This is a genomic window from Allotamlana fucoidanivorans, from assembly GCF_045788535.1.
GTDB classification, from domain to species: domain Bacteria; phylum Bacteroidota; class Bacteroidia; order Flavobacteriales; family Flavobacteriaceae; genus Allotamlana; species Allotamlana fucoidanivorans.
Genome location: NZ_CP074074.1, coordinates 3,522,393 through 3,544,901, shown reverse-complemented (window position 1 = coordinate 3,544,901; position 22,509 = coordinate 3,522,393). Strand labels below are relative to the sequence as shown.

The following is a 22,509-nucleotide window of genomic DNA, read 5'->3' as shown; positions in this document are numbered from 1 at the left end:
ATTAGAATAACCCCGTAATTTCACCGGCATCATTAATATCAATACCTTCAGATGAAGGATGAACTGGGAGTCCGGGCATACGCATAATGTCGCCAGTAATGGGAATTAGAAATCCTGCACCAGCTGCTATTTCAATCTCTCTTACGGTGATTATAAAATCTTTTGGGCGCCCTAATAATTTCGGGTTATCTGATAGAGACTTTTGCGTTTTAGCAATGCACACCGGTAAATCATTTAACCCTAAGGCCGATATTTGGTTCAATTGAGTCTTAGCTTTTGAGCTGTAATCAACATGTTCAGCTCCATAAATTTCAGTAGCAATCGTTTCAATTTTAGCCTTTACATCTGCTTTCCAATTATAGAGTGGTTTAAAATTAGACGCTTTTGATTCTACGATATCAATAACATGTTTTGCAAGTTCAATTGCGCCCTTTCCACCTTCTGCCCATACATTAGCTAAGGCTACTTTTATGTCTTTAAGTTGAGCAAAAGCTTTAATAAGTTCAATTTCGTCGTCACTGTCAGATGTAAAGCGGTTAATCGCAATAACAGGTAGTACGTTAAACTTTGTGATGTTTTCCAGATGTTTTTCAAGATTAGGTAATCCCTTTTTTAAAGCCTTTAAATCAGGAGTTGTAAGCGATTTTAAATCTGAACCACCATGATATTTTAGAGCTCTTATGGTTGTAGTTAAAACTACAGCTTTTGGGTTTAGGCCTGCACTTTGGCATTTGATGTCAAAAAACTTTTCTGCGCCTAAATCAAATCCAAATCCAGCTTCTGTAACCGTATATTCTGAGTGCGACATACCCATTAAAGTACCTAATACCGTATTGGTGCCTTGGGCAATATTAGCAAAGGGACCACCGTGTATTATAGCAGGATTCCCTTCAATGGTTTGCACTAAGTTGGGTTTTATAGCATCTTTGAGTAATACAGCCATAGCACCTTCTGCCTTTAAATCTCTCGCAAAAACGGGAACTTTATCATAAGTATAACCAATAAAAATATGGCCCAATCGGTTTTTTAAATCTGTCAAGCTTTCAGCTAAGCAGAGTATGGCCATGATTTCAGAAGCCGCTGTAATGTCAAACCCTGTTTCTCTTGGAACTCCAGAACTTGTGCCTCCTAACCCCACAATAACATGCCTTAAAGCACGATCATTTAAGTCTACTACACGTTTCCAACCTATGGTTCGTGGGTCAATTCGTAACGAGTTGGTTTTACTTTGAATATTATTATCTATAAGGGCTGATAATAAATTGTGCGCTTTTTCAATGGCAGCAAAATCACCAGTAAAATGAAGGTTAATATCTTCCATAGGTAACACCTGTGAATATCCTCCACCCGTGGCGCCACCTTTTATGCCAAAAACAGGACCTAAAGATGGCTCTCTTAATACCACGGTTGTTTTTTTATTGAGCTGATTTAGGGCTTCCGATAAGCCAATAGACATAGTGGTTTTACCTTCACCAGCGGGTGTGGGTGAAATGGCTGAAACTAAAATAAGATTGCTTTTATTGGCTTTTTCCCTGTCAATAGCGGTTAAGGGCAGTTTCGCTTTGTATTTGCCATACATTTCTATATCATCGGGGTCAATGCCAAATTTTTGGGATATGTTTGTTATGGGTTGAAGTGTTATGGTTTTTGCTATTTGTAAATCGGTCATATAAGTTGTTTTTATCTCTATCCTAAAAATATGAAATTTATAATCGATTACAGGTGATATATATCATACGTTAGTCATGGCCGCAAATATTATTTTATAACTCATTTATGTATATAGAATTAATTATTTAGAGCAACTTTATAAGTATTTAAACAACGTTCTCTAGCAAATTTATGGTCTACTATGGGGTTAGGGTAGGTTAGCTCATCAAACTCAGGAATCCATCGCTTAATGTATTTTAAATCTTTGTCAAATTTTTTGATTTGCGTTGTAGGATTGAAAATTCTAAAATAAGGGGCTGCATCAACACCGCAACCTGCTACCCATTGCCAGTTGCCTATGTTACTTGCCATCTCATAATCATGAAGTTTTTTAGCAAAATAAGCCTCTCCCCAACGCCAATCAATAAGCAGGTGTTTACATAAAAAACTGCCCACAAGCATGCGCACTCGGTTGTGCACAAAGCCCGTTTCATTTAATTCTCGCATCCCAGCGTCAACCAGCGGATATCCTGTTTTTCCTTCACACCATAACTTAAACTCATCGTTATTATTACGCCATACAATTCTATCATATTTAGGCTTAAAACTGTCGTGCGTTGTATTAGGAAAATGCCAAAGTATCTGCATGAAAAATTCACGCCAAATTAGCTCTTGCCAGAATATTTCATTCGTCTCAGATATGGCTTGTTTCATGGTTTTCCTGATGCTGATTGTACCAAAACGTAAGTGCGGACCAATTCTTGATGTGGCATGTTTCGCTGGAAAGTTTCTAAGCGCTTCATAGTTTTGAATTAAAGACGGATTCAATTCATAAGGAGCAATAGTTTGCGAGGATGGTTTAAATCCAATATCTTTTAACTCAATTGGTGCAGTTTCAATATTAGAAATAAGGTTATTAAGGTGATTTTTTGAAGGGAAGGGTTTTAAATTTACGTCCTTAAATTTGTTTTTCCATGCCTTCAAGTATGGGGTGTATACTAAATAGGGGGTTCCATCCGCTTTAGAAACTTCATTTTTTTCAAAGACTACCTGATCTTTAAAGCTTAGAAATGTGATGCGTTTCGATTTCAAAAATATTTTAATTTCTTCATCGCGTTGCTTAGCATAGGGTTCGTAATCATGATTGGTAAATACCGAGGCCACGTTGTAGTCTTTTACAATTTGCTTGTAAACATCTATGGGAGTACCATAAAATAGGTGAATCTGGCTATTCCATTTTGTTTTAAGTGTTTTGTTTAATGCATTTAGAGTGTCATATATAAAGGAAACCCTAGCGTCATCTTTTGGTAATTCATTTAAAATTTCAGAATCAAAAATAAATATAGGAAGCACTTTGTAATCTCCTATAAGTGCTTTATAAAAGCCGTGATTATCATCAAGCCTCAGGTCTCTCCTGAACCAAAAAATTGCTATAGTGTCTTTCATTATCTTTTGTAGGTTCCAAAGAGGGCTTCTAATTTTGCCATTCTGTAGTTAAAAATATTTTCAAGCTTGGGTTTCACTAAGAAGGGATGCACACATTGACCAAGCATTCCCATTGGCATTTTGTAATCAATAATATCTTCCATTTCAACACCGCCATCAATTTTCTTTATAAAATGCTTGTGATGCCATAAAGCGTAAGGGCCAAAACGCTGTTCATCTACAAAATATTCTCTGTTAATACAATGGGTAATCTCGGTTACCCATGTGGTTTTAATACCCAATACGGGGGTAACTATGTATTGAATGATTTGCCCTGCAAACATGGGTCTGTCTGCACCAGATAAGATATTGAATCCCATATAATCTGGGGTTATGATTTTTAGGTTTGCCGGATTTGAAAGAAATGTCCAAGCGTCATCAACAGAAATGGGCAATTTTTGCGTTTTGTGTAATCTGTAAATTTTCATGGTTAGTTGTGTATGTAAATATACATATTAAGTGAAGTAGCAATACAAAGCCAAATAAAGTACGGGGCAATGAATAGTGACTTGTATTTGAGCACATGAAAATATTTGAAAAGAAATATAGTTACTACTGCCGTTAACAGGGTTATTACAATTAATCCGGTACCTACTAGGTGTTGGTTGAAAAATACGTAGTTCCATATTACATTGAGTATAAACTGAATAGAAAACAAGAGAATAACTTTATGTTGTATGCTATCATATAGCCAGGCCATATATATGGAGAAGCAAATCATAATAATGGTCCAGGCTGCACCAAATACCCAACCGGGAGGCGTCCAAGACGCTTGATTCAGGTTTTTATACCAATCTGTTCGCGGGCCATTGGCCATTAGCAGGTTGCCTAGATACAAGGCTAAAAAATTTATAATTAAGAATACAACACTATATTTAAGCAACTTCATGTTTTAGTTTGTTTAATATTTTTGCAATCGCTTGTGCTTCGGCAAATTTTTTGTCACTTTCAGATCTATCTATTTGCGATAAGGCATGCCACTCCTGCATAAGTTGTTTGAACTTTTTTTCTAATTTTTGTTTTTTTGATTGTCTTTTTAAAAATCCGAACATAGCAATTTAATTTAGGTGTTTTAAAATTTTTGAACTATTAGGTTGGGTTATGGAGTAATAATAATCGATTAATTTCCCGTCTGGGCTTATCAAGTATTTTTGAAAATTCCAGCGTATCGAGGAAGATTTAACCTTATTATATTTTTTCTGGGTAAGCCATTGATACAAAGGGTGCTGGTTATTTCCTTTTACTTCAATTTTTTCGGTTATTAAGAACGAAACCCCGTAATTAACCGAGCAAAAGTTTTTTATATCTTCGGCATTTCCGGGCTCTTGACCACCAAATTGATTACAAGGCACGCCTATAATTTGTAATTTATCATTGTATTTGTTTTGCAAGTCTTGAAGCGCTTTATATTGCTTGGTAAAGCCGCATTGTGAAGCTACATTTACAAATAAAAGATATTTACCACGAAAGGTTTCTAAATGAACAGGCTGGCCATTCAGCGCGTTTATTTCAATATCATAAAGGTTAATCTCATTTGAAGCGTCATTAGATTGATTTCGATTTAGTTTTGGACGAAGTATAGCATTTAAACTCATAATATTATATTTTGAAACTTACAATACCGCAATCCATTTCAAAAACCTGACCTGAAATAGAATTCGCGTTTTCAGAAATTAAAAAAATTGCCATGTCTGCAACTTCTTCTGGTGATAGAAATTTTTTCAGAGGGTGTCTTTCTGTTATGTTTGCTATCATTTTTTCATTTCTTAAAAGCCTTGCAGCCAAATCTGTGTTAGTCACAGTAGGCGCTATGGCATTTATTCTTATAGATGGTGCTAATTCAGCCCCCAAAGATTTAACCAAGCCTTCAACCCCTCCTTTAGAAGCGGCAATACTGGCGTGGTAAGGCATACCTAATTTTGCGGCTACGGTGCTGAATAATAATATAGAGGGATTTTGCCCATCTTTTAAAAGGGGCAGATATTGTTGAATCGTTTTCACAGCCCCCAAAACGTTTATTTCAAAATCGTTCTTAAAGTCTTCTAAGCTTAATTTTGAAATGGGCTTAAGATTGATGCTTCCGGGGCAATAAATAAGCTGATCGGCATTATTAATTACAGGCAATTCATCATTGAGTATATCACACGTATGGTGTGTTAAATTGTGATGTGATTCAGCAGGTGCGGTTCTGCTGATGTTTATAACTTGATGAGTGCCAACAAGTTTGTTTAGAATGGCATTTCCAATGCCCTTACTACCACCTACAAGAATTACTGTTTTCATATGGTTTCAGGGCATTATTTTCGTTATGGCCTGCCCTTAAGCCTTTTCTCTATTTTTTGTTTTATCGCGGTTAAGCGTTTCATAAGATCCATGATTTCAGGATCTTTATTCTCTTTATAAATAGTGTTTAAACTAAGTATTAAGTCTTTAACTTCTCTAGAAGATTCAATGCGTTCGCTAGTTGTTTTAAAAGTGTGTTTGCGCTGCTCAAATTCTAAAGCACGTTCAATAAGCTCCATAGTGTTTGTTTAATCTTTATACCAATGTTTTATGTCGGAACAGAGATTGGTTCCTTTCATAATCGGACAATATAACAAAAACTATGTTATTATTAATTTTTACAATGTTTAATTAAGTAAAATTTAATACTTTAAAGAAAAAAAGAGGTCCCATTACCATTATAACAAACGCCCTTTTAATCGCTTTTCCACCTTGCGTTTTATTACTGTTAGCCTTTTCATGATGTCCATAATACGTTCGTCTTTTTTTTGTTTATAGATTTGGTTGAGGTCTAAAATCAAGGTTTTGGCTTCTCTTGATAGTTTTACGCGATCACTGGTTGAGAGTGATTTTGTCTTTCTTTGCTCAAACTCTAAAGCTCTGTTTATTACGTCCATAATTTTAATTATTTAAAAAGTTTTGTAATTCTCTAATTTTTTCAGGGCTTTTAAATTTTCCACTATAAAAGGCAGTAACCGTTGAAGATGTGTCATCTTTTATACCTCGTGATGAAACACACAGGTGTTTTGCATCTATTATTACAGCAATATCATTGGTGTTTAAAATATCTTGCAGATCTTTAGCTATTTGGTTGGTTAAACGTTCTTGAACCTGAGGTCGTTTGGCGTAATATTGCACCATTCTATTGAGCTTAGATAAGCCAATAACCTTACCCGACGAGATATATGCTACATGCGCTTTACCTATAATGGGAACAAAATGATGCTCGCAATTTGAATAAAACGAAATATTTTTTTCTACCAGCATTTGGTTATAGTTATATTTATTATCAAACAATGCAATTTTTGGTTTGTTTTTTGGATTTAAACCAGAAAAAATCTCATCAATATACATTTTGGCTACGCGTTCAGGAGTACCTTTCAAGGAATCGTCTGTCAGATCTAAGCCCATAACATCCATAATTTCTTGAAACAGTATGGCAATACGCTCTTTTTTTTCTGTATCGGAAATTTTGAAGGCATCTGCCTTTAAAGGAGTTTCAACACCAGTGTAAAGATGGTCATCTCCAATATCATCTATTGTAAAACCGTTTAATTTATGTCCGTTTTTTTTTGTTTTTAATGTTTCTAGTTCCATAGTTTCTTTTTGTGCTGTATTATTGATAGCTAATCAAAGCACCTTAGCGTTTTGATATTTTATTAATTGAAATATATCTTTGACGAGTACATTTAAAACACCCTAATTTAAAGTCTCGTTTTTTTGGTGTTTCGTTTTTCTATTCTGAACACGTTTTCTTCATAACTTAAAACTTGAAGGTTTTAATTCGGTACGCATCCGTTTTATGACCTCTTTTTCAGCCAACCCAAACTGAAAGGAGATGGCTTCAAATGGAGTGCAATCTTCCCAAGCCATTTCAATAATTCTATCTGTAGCCTGCTGAATCATAAATTTTGAAAATTATATTGTAAATCGTATTCAGTTTTTAAATCCATCAACTTGGTGAAAAACTTTTTATTCTCTTTAAAGGTTTTGTTATTCAAAAAATTAATAAACTTTCCTTGCGCATGAATGCTTGAACCATTGGTTTTGTAAATAACCAATTGAAAAAAGGGAATGGCCCAAGTGAAATTTTTCAGGCCTTTATTAATGTATATTAAAATGCCTTTTTTTCTTAATTCAATATTGGCATAATTGATATCGGCCACTTTATTTATGTATGGCTTTAGGTTCGGACTAACATCATTAATGATCATTCGTTTTGATCCTATACCACCTATTTTAATTGACTCAAAGAATGAAAAAGAATCACCGACCAGATCTTTTAAAATTTGCTTTTCTTCCTTATTGTAAAATGTTGAATTGAGTATCATACGTTTTCCATATTACTCAAAACTACAAAATGTTTAATAAATAATAAAAAAAATTAAACAAAATATGTAATAGCACTATTAGAAAAACTTATAATTTTGGATTAACCCTGTATTACTTGATACTTTTACTGTTGGTTACCGACCTATTTAAGGTGTGTTTTCTTAAATTCCAAAAGGTATTGCTAGCTGTTTTACGTGCCGCCTCTAAATCTATAATGGGAAAAGGGTAGTCATGACCTAGTTTAAATTGATAAAACGCTTGTTCCATTTTGGACATTTACATTAGACCAATTTTTATCCCATTTCTTTCGCCATGAAAACGGACGCTTGCAAGCTGGACAAATTTTTTGTGGTAAATGTTGTTTTCTCAAATCAAACAGCAACTAATTTATTAATCATACCATTAAAGATTAGACCATGAAATGGCAAGACTCCAAACCAGTATAATCTGCCCCATATACCTCGCGGCCTAAAGGTTGCTGTTTGCTTTAATACATTGTTTTCAATTTTAAATTCAAGCCAGGCTTCACCAGGCAAACGCATTTCAGCATATAATAGTAGTTTTTGTTGTGTTTTATCCGCAAAAATGACTCGCCAAAAATCAAGCGCATCACCAGCATCTAAATCTACTGGATTGGTTCTTCCTCGTCGTAAACCAATTCCGCCAAATGCCTTGTCTACATACCCTCTCATTCTCCATAAAATGTTACCGTAATACCAGCCTGTTTTTCCTCCAATCGCCCAAATTTTATCAAGAGTTTTTTCGGCATTATTTACAGGGAGCTCTTTGTAATCTTTGAAACAGCCAAATTTTGGCACATTAATGTATTTGTGAAGGTTTTTATTTAGTCTGCCACTACTCACGATAGAGTCTTTCCAGCTGGAGATAATACCATTTTGTTCTATTTTTTCAAACGCTAAGGCTACAGATTTTTTATAAGTTAGAGGCTTTATATTTAGTAGTTGATTAATGCTGCTGGGGTTGCCAATTATTTCTACGCCCATACTATCTACCAAGGCGGAGGCTAATTTGTAAGAGGTTGAGGTAACAAAATATAGCCAATACGATGATAATTTTGGAGTCATAACTGGGACGGTTAAAATGCGTCTTTTTAAATGCCTTACCTCGGCAAATTGTAAAAGCATTTGTTTGTAGGTCAGGGTTTCTGGTCCAAAAATATCATAGGCTTTATTATACAGTTCTTGATGGCCAGCCGCTCGATGTAAAAAATGAAGTACATCCCGAACAGCAATAGGTTGTGTTTTTGTATTGAGCCATTTAGGAGCAATCATAAAAGGGAGTTTTTCAACCAAATCTCTAATAATTTCAAAAGAGGAACTTCCAGAACCCACAATTATACCTGCCTTAAATGTTGTTAAGGCATATGTTTCAGACTTTAAAAGTTGTTCTACCTGTTGTCTTGAGCTAAGGTGTTCAGATAAATTATTATCGTTGGTAATACCACTTAAGTATATGACCTGTTTAACATCTGTTTGTTCTATATATGTTTTAAAATTTTTTGCACATTGGGCTTCTAAAGATTTAAAATCTCTTGAAGAGTTTGACATAGAATGAATGAGGTAATAGGCTACATCAATAGCATGAGGAATGTTTTTAAGAGTTTCTGGTTTTAAAAAGTCAACTTCTATGAAAAAAATATTTTCTTCGTCACTGTAATGTTTATCTGCACGCATGCGGTCTCTTATGGCACAAACCACTGTATGTCCATGGTGTAATAACATGGGGATAAGTCGCTTACCTATGTAGCCCGTGGCTCCTGTTACTAAAATAGTCATAACATTGAACTTAGTGCTTTGGGTCTTTGATAGCCAAAACGTTTGTTGCTCTTTGGAATGGCATAACCATCAAGACCGTTTATCGCTGCAATATTCCCTTCTGATAGGTTTACAAACCCATCTTCAGTAATTAGTCTATCTTCAACAAACAATCCTGTTATTTTACCTACAACTAGTATGGTGTTATTCGCTTTAATGGGATATTCTTCCACATACTGCATGGCCATTTGTACTGGACTGTATTTTACAAAAGGTGCAGAGTATCCTATTTTATATTCGGCTTGGAGATGGGTGACTTCAAATTCAGAAACATTGGCATCATATTTTGCAGAGGTATGGTGTGCCTCTTGTAGAACCCCTTCAAAAATGTGATTGATGGTGTATGAGCCTGTGGCTTTTATGTTTTCATAGGTGTTGCGTAACACAGTGGTTGGCCTGAGAAAAAAGCCTAGGAGTGCCGGGCTTGATCCTAAATGCGTTACTGAACTAAAAACAGCTACATTTTCAATATTATCTAAGGATTTTGTGCCAATAAGATTTGCCGATTTATAACCAGAACAACTGTTAATTAGGTTAATTCTGTATATATGGTTAAGCGCCTGTATATCTGAATCTGAAAAGAATGTCATTGTAAAGTGATGTAGTTATTGATTGTTATGTCATCTGCTTTCAAATCAAACATCAGGTTATACAAACCAAAGAAAGTTCGGTTGATGTAAATGAAATGTTTAGAACCTCTGTTACCATTCATCTTTTTTAAATTGGCACTTTTTGAATATCGTTCACCAAGTTGGACTATTTGAGAGAAAAAATCTTGGTCTGAAAAATCAAAAGTGTCTTTGTGAAAGGGCTGTGTAAATACGCTCAGCATATCATGAAACATGGTAGTGAAAAAAGCCTTTTCATCTTCAGAATCTTCTTCTTTTAAAATTTCTAATTCAAAAAGTTTTTGTTTGAAGTATCTCTTGTTTTCTAAGTTTTCTTTTTTTGCCAATTCAAAATAAGGGTTATAAAACGTGTTGGGTATTTGTTTCATACACCCAAAATCAAGAGCTATTAATTTACCGTCATTAGAAATGAGGAAGTTACCCGGATGCGGATCGGCATGTACTTTTTTAAGTTCATGAATTTGAAACATATAAAAATCCCATAGTGCTTGACCTAACAAGTTAGCCAATTCTTGATTTTTGTTACGCTTTGTAAATTCTGAAAGATGTTCACCATCCATAAAATCCATCGTTATTATACGCTCTGAAGAAAGCTCATCATAATAATTTGGAAACTCTAGATTAGGAATATGAGCACAAGCTTTAGAAATTTCTTTGCTTTGCGCTATTTCTAACAAATAATTTGTTTCTTCCGTTAATTTGTCTTCTACTTCTTGGAAATATTTATCAGAATCTTTACCCTTGATATTGAACATGCTTATTGCCACGGGTTTTACCATAGCCAAATCTGAAGCGATACTTTCTGCAACTCCTGGATATTGGATTTTCACAGCAAGTTTTCTCCCATATTTTTCTGCCTGATGCACCTGACCGATGCTTGCAGCGTTTACAGAAGTTGCATTGAAAGTATCAAATAGTTCATAAGGGGATTTTCCTAAATATTTTTTAAAAGTTTTGAAGACTAAAGGTGGCGATAAAGGAGGCACGGAAAACTGAGCTAATGAAAATTTTTCAACATAAGCTTGCGGTAATATACTTTTTTCCATGCTTAGCATTTGCGCTACTTTTAAAGCACTTCCCTTAAGTTGTTTCAAACCATTGTATATGTCATTGGCATTATTAGCATCCAGTCTGGATTTGGCAATAACATTATCGTTTACAAGCTTATCACCGTAATATTTTAAGTAATTCACACCAACTTTTGCTCCAGTTGAAACCAGTTTAGTGGCTCTTTGTATTTTGCTTGTGGGTATGGAATCTATGGTTTTCATGCAACAGGGGTTTTAATTCATGCTAAAGGTTTCTTTAAAAAGAAATTTACCTAAGTCCATCATACTTTCAAGGGGAGCAACGTTAAGAATATCAAAAGTGGTATTCACCGATTTCTCAATAAAAATGTCGGTTTTTTCAAAGGCATTAGAATGATCCTCTTTCCAGAATTTCATGGTAATAAGCAGTTGGATCCAAGCCGATTCTTTTAAGGTTCGCTGTTGCATACGCTCTAATTGTGCTTGTTTTATGTCTATCATTTGGATACCAAGTGATGCTACATATTGTATAAATACAAGTTTTAACCCCTTTAGCGCTGGTGCAAATTTTAAACTGTTGTCGTATTTTTTCAATACATAGAGTACAAAACTTCTATTCACTGATAAGATTTCAAAAAAAGTAAAGTAGAAAGCTAATAGCTTATTTCTGGCATCAAATGTTTGGTATTGTTCAGTTTGTTCCAAAACGGTCATACTGTTTTCAAAAAACGATGTGAATACTGCACTTTCTATGGCTTGAAAGGAGGCAAAATATTTGTAAAACTCGCTTTCGTCTGTATTATTCATTTTGGTGAACCCATACACAGACTTTGGATTCTCATTGTGTGTGAGCACAAAATCAATGTAAGCCGATAATAAATCATGTTTTGAGGGTGCTTTCTTCTTCTTTGCCATAATTCTTTATTTATGGTAAAGATACAAAATGTTTAACAAAAAAAGAAAAAAGTTAAACAAAAATTTTTATTAATATTTTTGCGGTTAACAACAATTGTTGTCTTTTACCAGTTTGCAACTGGAAACTGCTGCTATAGCGCCAGAGATAGGAGCTAAAATATAGAGCCATAAATATTGAAAATTACCTGTAAAAAGGGCTGGAGCTAAGGAGCGAATGGGGTTCATAGAAGCTTTGGTCATGGGGCCTGCAAACATGGCTTCTAAAAGAATAACAGCACCAATGGCTATGCCGGCCATAGTACCTATTTCTTTACTTCCGGTAGATACGTTTATAATAACAACCATTAAAAAGAAGGTTAATATAAACTCTAAAATTGCTGCTTTGTAAGCAGGGAAATTATCGGCAGGCGTGGTTTCTCCTAAATATTGGCTTTGGGGAAACAGGAACCACAATAGTGCTATGGCGGCGATGGCGCCTATAGCTTGTGCTAAAATGTAAGGTGGTACTTTTTGCCAAGGAAATTTTTTAGCTACCGCAAAACTTATTGTTACTGCGGGGTTAAAATGGGCCCCTGAAATTTCTCCGAAGGCATAAATCATACCCATAACAATGAGTCCCCAAGTTGCCGCCACGCCCACATGCGATATGGCCCCATTTGTAATTTCGTTGATGGTCATGGCGCCACAGCCACAAAATATTAAACCGAAGGTACCTATGCTTTCTGAAATATACTGTTTCATTTTTTTGTCAGTTTACCGTTAAGGATTGAGGCCTGTGTTGGAGCTCCTTGAAAAGAGCTACTGCCGAAATCCTGACCGTTAGGGAACGCCTAAATAATCTAATGGCAAATATACAATGTCTTATTTTAAGCTTTTGTTAACAATAAACAGATTTAGGTTGTTTAATTTTAGATTTATAAAACCAATAATTTAATATCTTTCAAAATGAAAAAACTACTATTACTTTTTATGGCTTGTGCTTCTACTTACATGGTGTCTGCGCAAGTGAAAACACCGCAACCTAGTCCTTTTTCGAAATTGGAGCAGAAGGTTGGCTTGACTGATGTGACATTAGAATACTCTAGACCAAGTGTAAAAGATCGTAAAGTTTTTGGCGATTTAGTGCCGTTTGAAAAACTTTGGAGAACAGGAGCAAACAAGAATACTGTGATTACATTTAGTACAGACGCAACAGTTTTTGGATCTAAATTAAAAGCAGGATCATATGCGATATTTACAAAACCGGGTAAAACAGCCTGGGAAGTATATTTTTATGGAGATACAGAAAACTGGGGAACCCCTCAAAAATGGGATGATAGCAAAGTAATGGCCATGGGAGAAGTACCATCTCATCCGGTACCGTTTAACGTAGAAACCTTTACTTTAGATATCAATAATATTACAAATAGTAGTGCTACAATTGATTTGATTTGGGAAAAAACCTATTTGGGCATTCCTTTTACTGTGCCTACAGATGATGCGGTTTTAGCAAGTATTAATGATGCGTTAAATGGAACACCTACTGCTAATGATTATTTTTATTCAGCGTTATATTATCTTCAAGAGAGTAAAGATATAAATCAAGCTAAAGAGTGGGTTGATAAAGCGGTTGAGATGACTTCTGGTGAGCCAAAATTTTGGATTTTAAGACAACAGTCATTAATTCACGCTAAAGCAGGGGATACAGAGGGGGCTATTGCTGCTGCAAAGGCCTCATTAGAACATGCTGAAAAAGCAGGTAATGATGATTATGTAAAAATGAATAAGGACTCCTTAAAAGAGTGGGGGGCTATGTAATTTAGTGGTTTGCAAAACTATTTTAAGGCGCAATTCTTAGGATTGCGCCTTTTTATTTGTAAATGAAAAAGTTAGGTTTTATTTTAATTGTTTAAAAATAAGTATCTTAGTATGTGTAGATCACAATCAAACCAAATTATAATCAAAAAATGTCAGGTCCAGCATCCATCAAAGATTCTTTTGTTGAAAACATTATCAGGCTTATTGACGATAATTTAGGCAATGAACAGTTTGGCGTTAATGACTTAGCAAAAGCGCTTGGCGTGAGCAGATCGCAGCTTCATAGAAAATTAAATGCGGTTGTTGGTAAATCAACTACGCAGTTTATACGAGAGTATAGACTGGGTAAAGCTATGGATATGTTAAAGAATAATGAGGCCACGGCTTCAGAGATAGCCTATCGTGTGGGCTTTAGTAGCCCTACATATTTTAATTCAAGTTTTAAAGATTATTTTGGGTATCCGCCTGGTGAAGTAAAATACAGAAGTTCAATACCTACCGAGCATAATAATGAGTCACATGTTGGGATAAATGGCGTTAGCGCATCAAGTTATTCTGGAACATTTGCCCGGAACTATGGCAACGTGTTTTCAAAACTTAATATTCTTGTTGTTTTAATTCTATTGATTACAGTTAGTGCTTTATTCTATTTTTTCTTTAATATGCCCAAAGAAAACAGCCTAACATCTGTTGGAGCTTATGACCTCGGGCACACCGCAATAGCTGTTATGCCTTTTGAAAATTTAAGTAATGATGAGGAGAATCAATATTTTGTTGATGGCATGCGTGATGATATTATTAATCATCTTTCAAAAGTTAAAAGTATTGTAGTGAAATCAAGACAGTCGGCAGACCGCTATGGCAGTAGTGATTTGTCTGGTCTTGAAATAGGAAAAGCGCTCAATGTTGATTATATGATTGACGGGAGTGTGCAAAAAAATGGAGATAGAATAAAGGTTATTGTGCATCTCATCAATGCTAAAAACGATACCCATTTATGGTCTAAAGATTTTGATCGCCCCTTTGAAGATGTTTTTAATTTAGAAAAAGATATTTCAACACAAATAGCCTCAGAGTTGGATGTAGTGTTATCGCCTATTGAAATTCAGAAAATTGAAAAAATACCCACGAATAACAAAGAAGCTTATAATCTTTATCTAAAAGGAAAATACTTTACCTATTTAGAAATGGGCGAGTATAAAAACCCTGAAGAGAATTATGAGCTTTCGGAAAAGTATTTTAAAGAAAGTATTGAGAAAGATCCCACTTTCGTATTGTCTTATGCTGGTTTGGCAGAGTTGCTCTTGTGTAAGGGGTATCCATCGGTGTCAGAAGCAGATTATTTAAAAGCTAAGTATTATGCCGCTCAAGCCTTGCAATTAGATAGTAGTTTAGCAGAACCTCACCGTGTTATGGGGCTCATCAACATGGAGTATGAATGGGATTGGAAAGAGGCCGAAAAGGAACTCCTTAAAGCATTAGAGATTGACCCAACCAATGCCAGTGTAAATATTGAGTACGCCCGCTATTTGATACATGTAAAAGGCGATTTTAAAAAAGGGCGTGAGTTTATTGAAAGGGCTAAAAAACTGGCTCCAGTAGCCTATTTTATGTACATTGTGAGTGCTGAGGCCTATTTGTTAACAGGAGAATATACTTTGGCGCTTCAAGACGCTAATGAAACTATTGAAATTAACCCCGAAAACTTATGGGGCTATTGGATTAAGTTTTTAGTTTATGTTAATCAAGGAAAAAATGATTTAGCTATAAAACAATTGGTGTATAGTTGGGGGCTACTTCCCAATACGCGAGTTAATATAGACCCTATGTTGGCGGTTTATCAAAAGGATGGGATACCTGGCGTTTTTAAATGGATTAATTATCTAGATATTGAGTATGCTGAAGATGATAGAACATTTCATAACGCGTATTGGATTGCCGAAAAATTTGCTGTGTTAAATGACCGGGAAAATACCATGAAATGGCTACATATAGCTTACAACAAAAGAAACTCTCAATTATATTCTGTGAAATTTAATCACTTTTTTAAAGGCATGCGTACACATCCTGAGTTTATTGAATTTCTGAAAAAAATGAATTTAGGTGGTTATGAAAACCATCACATCATTTAAAATGCCGATTCACACTTCAAACAACATGATTTAAACGCTTTAAATAATGTTTGTCATACTTAAAATAAAACTTTAAAACTATTGCAACATTGCTGTTAAGTACTGTGCTTACTATTGTTTCATCTTTGTGTAAAGATTTTAATATTAATCAAAACTACTATAATCATGAAAACAATTGTATTAACACTGGTCGCAGTATTTATGATGTTTAGCGGACAGTCTCAAATTGGGCATACACAATATGCTGTGTTAAAAACATCTGATGTGGAGGCATTTAAAACAAAGACTTCTTCACGAGCTTTAAATGCAAATTACTTAGATAAAGTTTTAGATCACTCCATGGCGGTGCATGTAAGTGCGCTTGAAAACCGAGTTGCTTTTTTTGATGTCACTAAATCTAGAGGCTTTAAAAAGAGTAAAGCACATCCTTTTAAGGTAAAATTTAAAACTGAAAAAGGCTACGTGGAAGTATTCTATGATAAAGATGGAACGGTAATAGAGTCTAAAGGGCGATATAAAGAGGTAAAGCTTCCCAGAGCGGTTAGAATTAGTTTATTTAAAACTTACGAAGGATTCATTTTGTTAGATTCAGACTATTTGGTGAATTACAAAAACGGAAGTGTTGAAAAGCTGTATTATGTAAAAATAGGAAAAGGATCGGACATTAAAAAGATTAAAATGCATGCTGATGGAACGTTTATTCAATAGAAAGCGACTTCTACAAAACAACTAGCGCAACCAAAAAGGTTGCGCTGTGTGCATCTAAAAGCTATAAATCGTTATTTATACAAAAAGGATCTTAAACTAGTATTTTAAATTAATTAAGCCTCTAACATCGTCGAGCAAGGCAATAAGTTGCTCACTAAACTGAAAAGTCATCACATCACTTTCTGTTTTACCTTCGCGAAGTAATGTGTTAAAATGAATCACTTCAAAGTTGTAACCAATAGTTTCGTATCCAAAATGGATGGTTTCTTCTTTATCTTCAGAAATAAGTGTGACTGTAGAAGGCTGATGAAACATAGTATTTATTTTAATCGTACCGCGCTCACAATAAAAAATAGCTTGGGTGGGTGTGTCTTCTAAAAGTGTACTTTTTAGGAAGGCTTTTGCTTCCTTTGGGTAAGTAAACATCATGTCACATGAAGCATCAGCACCATTATCAAAATACGTAGCATGAGCGGAGATATTTTCTGGTAGGCCTAAGGTTGATAATGCAACAAAAATAGGGTAGATGCCAATATCTAACAAACTACCTCCACCAAGGGATTTGTTGAACAAACGAGCGTCATTATTGAAAGCTCTGTAAAATCCAAAATCAGCTTCAACTTTTTTTATATCACCAAACATTTTAGTGTTTAAAGCCTTTAAAACATATTGATAATGCGGTAAGAAATACGTCCAAAGTGCTTCCATTAATAAGACATTTTTTTCCTTTGCTACTGCCAGCATTTCAGAGACTTCAGTAGCATTCATAGCAAATGGTTTTTCACATAAAACCGCAATACCATGTTCTAAACATAAAAGTGTATTTTCTTTATGTAGAGCGTGTGGTGTAGCTATGTAAACGGCATCAATCGTTTTGTCTTTAACAAGCGCTTCATAACTACTATAGGCTTTATTAGCCTTAAATTTAGTACTAAAGGCATTAGCTTTTTCGGCAGACCTTGAAGCTACGGCATACAAGTTAGCGCCTTCAACAGTAAGTAAATCAGTAGCAAATTTATGGGCAATACTTCCCAGACCCATAATGCCCCAATTAATGATTTGCTTTTGTGATTGTTTTGTCATTTGGATGTAATATTTGAATCAAACAAGCGGCGGCAATAACAATAATACAGCCTACAAAATTTAACCAAAGAAATGGCAGGTTGATGATACCATATTCATTGAGAAAGAATAGACCTATCACAACAACTTGAGTGATTAAAGCCGCAATAAAAACCGCATTACCTTGTACAAATTTAAAGAAAAAGGCCAGAAGAAAAATACCTAAAACGTTGCCATAAAAAATGGAACCGATAATATTTACCAACTGAATTAAGTTTTCGGCTAAATTGGCAACACAAGCCACACCAATAGCCATGATGCCCCAAGCAAAGGTAAACCATTTTGAAGTGTTTACCATCTGAGCTTCAGATTTTTCACTAACATTTCGCTTGTATAAATCAATGGTTGTTGTTGACCCCAAAGCATTGAGTTCACTAGCCGTACTAGACATGGCAGCACTTAAAATAACAGCTAATAATAAACCAATTAATCCTCTAGGTAAATTGTTTAAGATAAAATGGATGAACACATAGTCTTTATCATTACTTTCTACTTTTATATCTTTTTTTTCTGAAACTTTGTTAATAAGGTCTTGCGCCTTTAATCGCAATGCTTCATAAGTGATAGCGCTTTCAGCTAATTGTATGGAAGCGTCTTGATTTTCAGAATGAATCAAGGCGTTAATAGATTGTTGACGTTCTTTAAATAGGGTTTTTTGTTCTTCTTGAAGGCTTTTATAGTCTTCGGCATACTCTGAATTTAAAACCAGTTCTGTGGCGGTTGGATTAAAGTTTATTGGTGCCTCATTAAACTGATAAAACACAAAAACCATAACGCCTACAAGTAAAATAAAGAATTGCATGGGTACTTTTAAAATACCATTGAAAATTAACCCGAGTTGCATTTCTTTAACAGATTTACCCGATAAATAGCGTTGTACCTGACTTTGATCTGTTCCAAAATAAGACAACATTAAAAAAGTACCACCAATAATGCCACTCCAAAACGTATATCGGTTATTCAGGTCAAATGAAAAATCAAGAACTTCCATTTTGCCACTAGCGCCAGCAATTTGAAGCGCTTTTGAAAAGGTAATATCTTGGGGAAGTTGACTTACAATCAGGAAAAACGCAACAAGCATTCCTATAAAGATGACAACCATTTGATGTTTTTGGGTGACATTCACCGCTCTGGTACCACCCGAAACAGTGTAAATAATTACCAGTAATCCTATCACAATATTAAGCGTTAAAAGATCCCAACCAAGCACCACCGAAAGAATAATTGCGGGAGCAAAAATAGTTATTCCAGCGGCTAAACCACGTTGAATCAAGAACAATACTGCTGCCAGTGTTCTGGTTTTTAAATCAAAACGGTTTTCTAAAAATTCATAAGCTGTATATACTTTCAACCGATAATACAAGGGGATAAACACCATGCAAATCACTACCATAGCAATGGGTAAACCAAAATAAAATTGAACAAACCCCATGCCGTCATGAAACGCTTGCCCAGGTGTAGATAGAAAGGTGATTGCACTAGCTTGGGTAGCCATAACCGATAAACCAATCGTCCACCATTTTGATGTGTTGCCACCCCTTAGATAATCTTTTACATTTTTACTACCTCTGGTTTGAATGGTGCCATACGTTACAATAGTGACTAACGTAACGCCGAGCACTATCCAATCTACCCAATTTAAAATTTGCATGGTTTTAAAATGATTTGGTGATTATGTAAAAGATGATAAAATATATGGCATTCGCTATCAAGACTATGGAATACAACTTAAGCCAGGTTTGTTTAGGTGGTTGCTGCTCAGACATAGGCTTAGTCATTAAATTGTTTGTCTTGAAGCATCTTGTCTTTACCAAGAGAGAGCATATTAGCGAATAAGCGATAAGCGCCTGAAACACCTGCAGGAAACTCTCTAAAAAAACTTAAACCAGTATATATGTAATGGCCTTCTCCATATTTGGCTACCAATAAACTACCTTCTTTAGGCGTTTCGTTTTTATCATTCATGGATAGAATAGGCGTAAATTCTTTAGCCCAGGAATCAGGAAAATACAAACCGCGTTCTTGAGTCCATCCATCAAAATCTTGTTTTGTGATTTTATTGGGGTAATTCAAAACAGGATGGTTTGGGGTTAAAAATCTAACCTCGGCCTTTTCGTCGGTTACCCGATCTCTAGAAAGGTGTAAGTGATACGGGGCTAATGCTTCTGTTTTTAACCTGTAGCTTGTATTGTATTGCACAATCATATTTCCGCCATGTGCCACAAAATTAAATAAGTCATCGTGTTTGTATTCAAGATCCTCAATAACATTATAAGCTCTAACACCAATAACAATAGCATCAAATTTGCTTAGGGTTTCTGGCGAAATGTCTTCAGGAGATATCACCCTAACATGATAACCAATTTGCTCTAAACTTTCAGGGACTACATCGCCTGCACCTTGAATATAGGCAATGTTTTCGCCGCTTTTCTTTATGTTTAAACGCACCACTTTACTTTCGCTTGGTAGCAATACCGTTTGAAAAGGAATATGGTCGTAATCAATTTCAATAAGTTCCTTGGTAAATGTTTTTCCTTCAATACGTACTAACGGACTTATATAACCTTCGCTTTCATCTTTAGGTGGTGTAACATTGAAAGTAAAGGTTTGTTCTTCGCCTTTATGTGTGATATCAACCTTTTGATGTTTTGGAAAAACGTTCCAGTGGTTTGGAAGACATAATTCAACAGTACCTTTCAAATGGTCTTTACCAGCCTTTATTATCATATTTATATCATGGCTTTTGTCTGAATTGAAAATGATAACCTTTTCATTGATTTTGGCCGAAGCCTCTGGAATGATTTCAAAGGGGCGGTATAACTCTCCTTTATCTGGTTTTGAAAAACGGTGAACTATGGCTTTTGAAATAGTAAGCGGCACCTCATTAATGGTTAAATTAAATGCTATGCTGTATGCTCTGGGGGTTTCAGGTTGCCCAATAAGCTCAGGATTATTTACGGTGTACATACCTAAAGATCCTTTTTCATTCAACCAATAGGGAGAGGTTGGCTTTTGATGAGCCTTTACTTTTAAAGACGTTTCAAAGGTGTGTTTGATGTTATTTTTTAGCGCCATGTTTTTAGAAATATTTAAACCATTGGCGCTATTAATACTAACTAAGGTGATTGTAACATTGCTACGGTTTAAGGCTTCTAGTGTTACCTTTACTTGCTCATTTGGTGAAGCCCAATTGTTCTCTGCTGAAGCCTCTAAATACAAGCCTGCACACATGGCTATAATCGTTTTAAGCTCCTTAGATTTCTGAGTTTTCCAGTGTTCATCATCAATATTTTGGAGTAATTGGTAGGCATTGAGTAATTCTGGAATATGGGTAGATGGATCTGTGAAATTGAAATTCTTTTCAACTTGTTCTAAAATAGTGCCTATGTTTTGTCCGCCTTTTATACGATTCCATGAGGTATCAATGCCATCAAAAATATCCGCTTTATTTTGAATAGGTTTACCCTTTAAAAACTCAATGTATTCTCTTTCCGAACCACGTTGGGACAAGCGGCCAAAGCCTTGACATAAATGTTGACTACTAGCCAAAGCCGCCAACTCATTGTTTGATAACCCCTTTAAAGGGTAGTAGGTTCCAATATTAAAATGTAGCATTTGACTTTTATCAATTTTTTCAAAGGCTTCTACACTTCCATAGCGCCACCAACTGGTGTTGTAAAATATACGCTTGGGTTGCCATAAGCTAGTTTGGTTTAACTGGTCAGTATAAGCCGAATTATCGTTTGCTAAATCAAAAGCCTCCATGCTTAACATAGCCGAAGTAGTATGATGTCCATGAGTAGTTCCAGGTGTTCTATGATCAAACCTGTTAATAATCACGTCAGGTTTAAATTTCCTGATGGCCAAAACAACATCACCCAATACCTCATTTTTATTCCAAATATTTAAGGTTTCCTCAGGGTGTTTTGAATATCCAAAATCATTAGCTCTTGTGAATAGTTGCTCGCCACCATCAACTCTTCGGGCAGCCAAAAGTTCTTGAGTTCTTATAACACCAAGTAATTCTCTGATTTCAGGACCAATTAAATTTTGGCCACCATCACCACGAGTTAATGATAAATAGGCTGTTCTTGCCTTTACATGATTAGACATATAAGAAATTAAGCGCGTGTTTTCATCGTCGGGGTGCGCGGCTACGTAAAGAACAGAACCCAAAAAATTTAATTTTTGAATGGATTCATAAATTTGAACTGATGATGGGGTAGTGGGTTTTTGAGCTATACCATAACATAAGCTAAATATAGCTATGGTTAAGGAAAGTAGTGTTTTGTTCATAATGTTTTGTTAGCTAAAATCAAATATAAAAAAGAAACCAGCAGAACAGCTGGTTTTAATTTTTATTTAACGGTTACAAGGGGCGGTTTATATTTGTTTGAGTGCCATGTTTTTAGTGTTTGAACGACTTTTTTCTGGCTCGGCAGGAATGATTGGTTTTTGTTGTTGGTTGAAGAAGAGTTGCTGAATAGAGTCCATGCGACGCATCATGTTTTTTATGTGTTCATCTTGATTCATAAAACCATCATAAAAGAAATTTTCATAATCAAAATGGTTTGAAATGGAATCTTTTTGAAAGAAATCATCAAAGAAGGCATCATTAAAAAAAGAGTGGCTGTTGAAATGCTTCTGGAATTTTAGTTTTAAACTATCAGGTGTTTTTCCATTTGAAGAATAGCTGTATGAATAAATGGAATCATACTTGATGAGGTTTCCGTGTTCATCATATTCTTTGTTTACAGAAATATTTTCATCTGGAGAATTACCATTTTTGGCTTTAGAGTCTTTGTTTTGTCCAGAACAGTTAAAAAATAACAACAAACAAAACAAAGGCATATATTTCAATGTTTTCATCGGT

The 22,509-nt window shown here is 35.1% G+C and carries 25 protein-coding genes and 1 pseudogene; 3 read left to right on the top strand and 23 right to left on the bottom strand.

Translation table 11 applies throughout. The features are described from left to right. Nucleotide 1: 1 nt before the first annotated feature. From KFZ70_RS15000 to KFZ70_RS14910, 19 genes and pseudogenes are all read right to left on the bottom strand, one after another. Complete coding sequence (locus KFZ70_RS15000; RefSeq protein WP_139698471.1) at nucleotides 2-1,669, bottom strand: formate--tetrahydrofolate ligase; 1,668 nt, start codon at nucleotides 1,667-1,669, stop codon at nucleotides 2-4. A gap of 119 nt (nucleotides 1,670-1,788) precedes the next feature. Then, nucleotides 1,789-3,096 (bottom strand): deoxyribodipyrimidine photo-lyase, encoded by a 1,308-nt coding sequence (locus KFZ70_RS14995; RefSeq protein WP_139698470.1) that lies wholly within the window; start codon nucleotides 3,094-3,096, stop codon nucleotides 1,789-1,791. Next, on the bottom strand, nucleotides 3,096-3,563 hold the full coding sequence (locus tag KFZ70_RS14990; protein WP_139698469.1) for an SRPBCC family protein: 468 nt from the start codon (nucleotides 3,561-3,563) through the stop codon (nucleotides 3,096-3,098). Before KFZ70_RS14990 ends, KFZ70_RS14995 begins: the two co-directional genes overlap by 1 nt. Nucleotides 3,564-3,565: 2 nt before the next feature. Then, nucleotides 3,566-4,024 carry a TspO/MBR family protein gene (locus KFZ70_RS14985; RefSeq protein WP_139698468.1) on the bottom strand — a complete coding sequence of 153 codons (459 nt, stop codon included), beginning with the start codon at nucleotides 4,022-4,024 and terminating at the stop codon, nucleotides 3,566-3,568. Further along, nucleotides 4,011-4,187, bottom strand: coding sequence for a Lacal_2735 family protein (locus tag KFZ70_RS14980; protein WP_139698467.1), 177 nt, complete (start codon nucleotides 4,185-4,187; stop codon nucleotides 4,011-4,013). Before KFZ70_RS14980 ends, KFZ70_RS14985 begins: the two co-directional genes overlap by 14 nt. 6 nt (nucleotides 4,188-4,193) lie before the next feature. Further along, the gene (locus tag KFZ70_RS14975; RefSeq protein WP_139698466.1) at nucleotides 4,194-4,730 is read right to left on the bottom strand and encodes a glutathione peroxidase; all 537 of its coding nucleotides are present in this window, start codon (nucleotides 4,728-4,730) and stop codon (nucleotides 4,194-4,196) included. A gap of 4 nt (nucleotides 4,731-4,734) precedes the next feature. Then, on the bottom strand, nucleotides 4,735-5,418 hold the full coding sequence (locus tag KFZ70_RS14970) for an SDR family NAD(P)-dependent oxidoreductase (protein ID WP_139698465.1): 684 nt from the start codon (nucleotides 5,416-5,418) through the stop codon (nucleotides 4,735-4,737). A gap of 23 nt (nucleotides 5,419-5,441) precedes the next feature. Next, nucleotides 5,442-5,657, bottom strand: coding sequence for a hypothetical protein (locus tag KFZ70_RS14965; protein ID WP_139698464.1), 216 nt, complete (start codon nucleotides 5,655-5,657; stop codon nucleotides 5,442-5,444). Between the two features lie 159 nt (nucleotides 5,658-5,816). Next, a complete protein-coding gene (locus KFZ70_RS14960) occupies nucleotides 5,817-6,035 on the bottom strand; it encodes a hypothetical protein (RefSeq protein WP_139698463.1) in 219 nt (72 codons plus the stop codon). 4 nt (nucleotides 6,036-6,039) lie between these two features. Further along, nucleotides 6,040-6,735: a GTP cyclohydrolase I FolE gene (gene folE, locus KFZ70_RS14955; protein WP_139698462.1), complete on the bottom strand. Its 696-nt coding sequence runs from the start codon at nucleotides 6,733-6,735 to the stop codon at nucleotides 6,040-6,042. A 43-nt stretch (nucleotides 6,736-6,778) separates the two neighbouring features. Next, a pseudogene (locus tag KFZ70_RS14950) lies at nucleotides 6,779-7,044 on the bottom strand (TIGR03643 family protein). Then, a complete protein-coding gene (locus tag KFZ70_RS14945; RefSeq protein WP_139698461.1) occupies nucleotides 7,041-7,469 on the bottom strand; it encodes a hypothetical protein in 429 nt (142 codons plus the stop codon). Before KFZ70_RS14945 ends, KFZ70_RS14950 begins: the two are co-directional and overlap by 4 nt. Before the next feature lie 112 nt (nucleotides 7,470-7,581). After that, nucleotides 7,582-7,746: a hypothetical protein gene (locus tag KFZ70_RS14940; RefSeq protein ID WP_199240697.1), complete on the bottom strand. Its 165-nt coding sequence runs from the start codon at nucleotides 7,744-7,746 to the stop codon at nucleotides 7,582-7,584. Next, on the bottom strand, nucleotides 7,712-7,840 hold the full coding sequence (locus KFZ70_RS14935) for a DUF2256 domain-containing protein (RefSeq protein WP_139698460.1): 129 nt from the start codon (nucleotides 7,838-7,840) through the stop codon (nucleotides 7,712-7,714). The genes KFZ70_RS14940 and KFZ70_RS14935 overlap by 35 nt, the downstream gene beginning before the upstream one ends. A gap of 1 nt (nucleotide 7,841) precedes the next feature. After that, a complete protein-coding gene (locus KFZ70_RS14930) occupies nucleotides 7,842-9,266 on the bottom strand; it encodes an SDR family oxidoreductase (protein WP_139698459.1) in 1,425 nt (474 codons plus the stop codon). Then, on the bottom strand, nucleotides 9,263-9,895 hold the full coding sequence (locus KFZ70_RS14925) for a flavin reductase family protein (protein WP_139698458.1): 633 nt from the start codon (nucleotides 9,893-9,895) through the stop codon (nucleotides 9,263-9,265). Before KFZ70_RS14925 ends, KFZ70_RS14930 begins: the two co-directional genes overlap by 4 nt. Next, nucleotides 9,892-11,205 (bottom strand): AarF/ABC1/UbiB kinase family protein, encoded by a 1,314-nt coding sequence (locus KFZ70_RS14920; RefSeq protein WP_139698457.1) that lies wholly within the window; start codon nucleotides 11,203-11,205, stop codon nucleotides 9,892-9,894. The genes KFZ70_RS14925 and KFZ70_RS14920 overlap by 4 nt, the downstream gene beginning before the upstream one ends. A 12-nt stretch (nucleotides 11,206-11,217) precedes the next feature. After that, on the bottom strand, nucleotides 11,218-11,877 hold the full coding sequence (locus KFZ70_RS14915) for a TetR family transcriptional regulator C-terminal domain-containing protein (RefSeq protein WP_407515684.1): 660 nt from the start codon (nucleotides 11,875-11,877) through the stop codon (nucleotides 11,218-11,220). 84 nt (nucleotides 11,878-11,961) lie between these two features. After that, entirely contained in the window at nucleotides 11,962-12,618 is a 657-nt protein-coding gene (locus tag KFZ70_RS14910; protein WP_139698455.1) for an MIP/aquaporin family protein, read from the bottom strand. Nucleotides 12,619-12,822: 204 nt separating this feature from the next. Between KFZ70_RS14910 and KFZ70_RS14905 the strand changes: the two genes are divergently transcribed. The 3 genes from KFZ70_RS14905 to KFZ70_RS14895 all read left to right on the top strand — a co-directional run bounded on the left by KFZ70_RS14905 (nucleotide 12,823) and on the right by KFZ70_RS14895 (nucleotide 16,514). After that, nucleotides 12,823-13,674: a DUF2911 domain-containing protein gene (locus KFZ70_RS14905; protein WP_139698454.1), complete on the top strand. Its 852-nt coding sequence runs from the start codon at nucleotides 12,823-12,825 to the stop codon at nucleotides 13,672-13,674. Between the two features lie 149 nt (nucleotides 13,675-13,823). Beyond that, entirely contained in the window at nucleotides 13,824-15,806 is a 1,983-nt protein-coding gene (locus tag KFZ70_RS14900) for a helix-turn-helix domain-containing protein (protein ID WP_139698453.1), read from the top strand. Between the two features lie 165 nt (nucleotides 15,807-15,971). After that, entirely contained in the window at nucleotides 15,972-16,514 is a 543-nt protein-coding gene (locus tag KFZ70_RS14895) for a hypothetical protein (protein ID WP_139698452.1), read from the top strand. A gap of 96 nt (nucleotides 16,515-16,610) precedes the next feature. Here KFZ70_RS14895 and KFZ70_RS14890 read toward each other — a convergent pair whose 3' ends face one another. The 4 genes from KFZ70_RS14890 to KFZ70_RS14875 form a co-directional block, all read right to left on the bottom strand. Continuing rightward, on the bottom strand, nucleotides 16,611-17,597 hold the full coding sequence (locus tag KFZ70_RS14890) for a Gfo/Idh/MocA family protein (RefSeq protein WP_139698451.1): 987 nt from the start codon (nucleotides 17,595-17,597) through the stop codon (nucleotides 16,611-16,613). Further along, entirely contained in the window at nucleotides 17,566-19,287 is a 1,722-nt protein-coding gene (locus KFZ70_RS14885; RefSeq protein ID WP_139698450.1) for a sodium:solute symporter, read from the bottom strand. Before KFZ70_RS14885 ends, KFZ70_RS14890 begins: the two co-directional genes overlap by 32 nt. 119 nt (nucleotides 19,288-19,406) lie before the next feature. Then, nucleotides 19,407-21,932, bottom strand: a complete 2,526-nt coding sequence (locus KFZ70_RS14880; RefSeq protein WP_139698449.1) for a PIG-L family deacetylase — start codon at nucleotides 21,930-21,932, stop codon at nucleotides 19,407-19,409. A gap of 87 nt (nucleotides 21,933-22,019) precedes the next feature. Then, nucleotides 22,020-22,505, bottom strand: coding sequence for a hypothetical protein (locus tag KFZ70_RS14875; RefSeq protein WP_139698448.1), 486 nt, complete (start codon nucleotides 22,503-22,505; stop codon nucleotides 22,020-22,022). Between the last annotated feature and the right edge of the window lie 4 nt (nucleotides 22,506-22,509).

What these genes read in the sequence shown, in the direction of transcription:
- KFZ70_RS14920 (WP_139698457.1), bottom strand. Translation starts at nt 11,205, where the DNA reads ATGAAAACCATAGATTCCATACCCACAAGCAAAATACAAAGAGCCACT.
- KFZ70_RS14945 (WP_139698461.1), bottom strand. Translation starts at nt 7,469, where the DNA reads ATGATACTCAATTCAACATTTTACAATAAGGAAGAAAAGCAAATTTTA.
- KFZ70_RS14885 (WP_139698450.1), bottom strand. Translation starts at nt 19,287, where the DNA reads ATGCAAATTTTAAATTGGGTAGATTGGATAGTGCTCGGCGTTACGTTA.
- KFZ70_RS14895 (WP_139698452.1), top strand. Translation starts at nt 15,972, where the DNA reads ATGAAAACAATTGTATTAACACTGGTCGCAGTATTTATGATGTTTAGC.
- KFZ70_RS14990 (WP_139698469.1), bottom strand. Translation starts at nt 3,563, where the DNA reads ATGAAAATTTACAGATTACACAAAACGCAAAAATTGCCCATTTCTGTT.
- KFZ70_RS14985 (WP_139698468.1), bottom strand. Translation starts at nt 4,024, where the DNA reads ATGAAGTTGCTTAAATATAGTGTTGTATTCTTAATTATAAATTTTTTA.
- KFZ70_RS14910 (WP_139698455.1), bottom strand. Translation starts at nt 12,618, where the DNA reads ATGAAACAGTATATTTCAGAAAGCATAGGTACCTTCGGTTTAATATTT.
- KFZ70_RS14900 (WP_139698453.1), top strand. Translation starts at nt 13,824, where the DNA reads ATGTCAGGTCCAGCATCCATCAAAGATTCTTTTGTTGAAAACATTATC.
- KFZ70_RS14980 (WP_139698467.1), bottom strand. Translation starts at nt 4,187, where the DNA reads ATGTTCGGATTTTTAAAAAGACAATCAAAAAAACAAAAATTAGAAAAA.
- KFZ70_RS14960 (WP_139698463.1), bottom strand. Translation starts at nt 6,035, where the DNA reads ATGGACGTAATAAACAGAGCTTTAGAGTTTGAGCAAAGAAAGACAAAA.
- KFZ70_RS14890 (WP_139698451.1), bottom strand. Translation starts at nt 17,597, where the DNA reads ATGACAAAACAATCACAAAAGCAAATCATTAATTGGGGCATTATGGGT.
- KFZ70_RS14965 (WP_139698464.1), bottom strand. Translation starts at nt 5,657, where the DNA reads ATGGAGCTTATTGAACGTGCTTTAGAATTTGAGCAGCGCAAACACACT.
- KFZ70_RS14880 (WP_139698449.1), bottom strand. Translation starts at nt 21,932, where the DNA reads ATGAACAAAACACTACTTTCCTTAACCATAGCTATATTTAGCTTATGT.
- KFZ70_RS14925 (WP_139698458.1), bottom strand. Translation starts at nt 9,895, where the DNA reads ATGACATTCTTTTCAGATTCAGATATACAGGCGCTTAACCATATATAC.
- folE (WP_139698462.1), bottom strand. Translation starts at nt 6,735, where the DNA reads ATGGAACTAGAAACATTAAAAACAAAAAAAAACGGACATAAATTAAAC.
- KFZ70_RS14930 (WP_139698459.1), bottom strand. Translation starts at nt 9,266, where the DNA reads ATGACTATTTTAGTAACAGGAGCCACGGGCTACATAGGTAAGCGACTT.
- KFZ70_RS14975 (WP_139698466.1), bottom strand. Translation starts at nt 4,730, where the DNA reads ATGAGTTTAAATGCTATACTTCGTCCAAAACTAAATCGAAATCAATCT.
- KFZ70_RS14905 (WP_139698454.1), top strand. Translation starts at nt 12,823, where the DNA reads ATGAAAAAACTACTATTACTTTTTATGGCTTGTGCTTCTACTTACATG.
- KFZ70_RS14915 (WP_407515684.1), bottom strand. Translation starts at nt 11,877, where the DNA reads ATGGCAAAGAAGAAGAAAGCACCCTCAAAACATGATTTATTATCGGCT.
- KFZ70_RS14995 (WP_139698470.1), bottom strand. Translation starts at nt 3,096, where the DNA reads ATGAAAGACACTATAGCAATTTTTTGGTTCAGGAGAGACCTGAGGCTT.
- KFZ70_RS15000 (WP_139698471.1), bottom strand. Translation starts at nt 1,669, where the DNA reads ATGACCGATTTACAAATAGCAAAAACCATAACACTTCAACCCATAACA.
- KFZ70_RS14970 (WP_139698465.1), bottom strand. Translation starts at nt 5,418, where the DNA reads ATGAAAACAGTAATTCTTGTAGGTGGTAGTAAGGGCATTGGAAATGCC.
- KFZ70_RS14940 (WP_199240697.1), bottom strand. Translation starts at nt 7,746, where the DNA reads ATGTCCAAAATGGAACAAGCGTTTTATCAATTTAAACTAGGTCATGAC.
- KFZ70_RS14875 (WP_139698448.1), bottom strand. Translation starts at nt 22,505, where the DNA reads ATGAAAACATTGAAATATATGCCTTTGTTTTGTTTGTTGTTATTTTTT.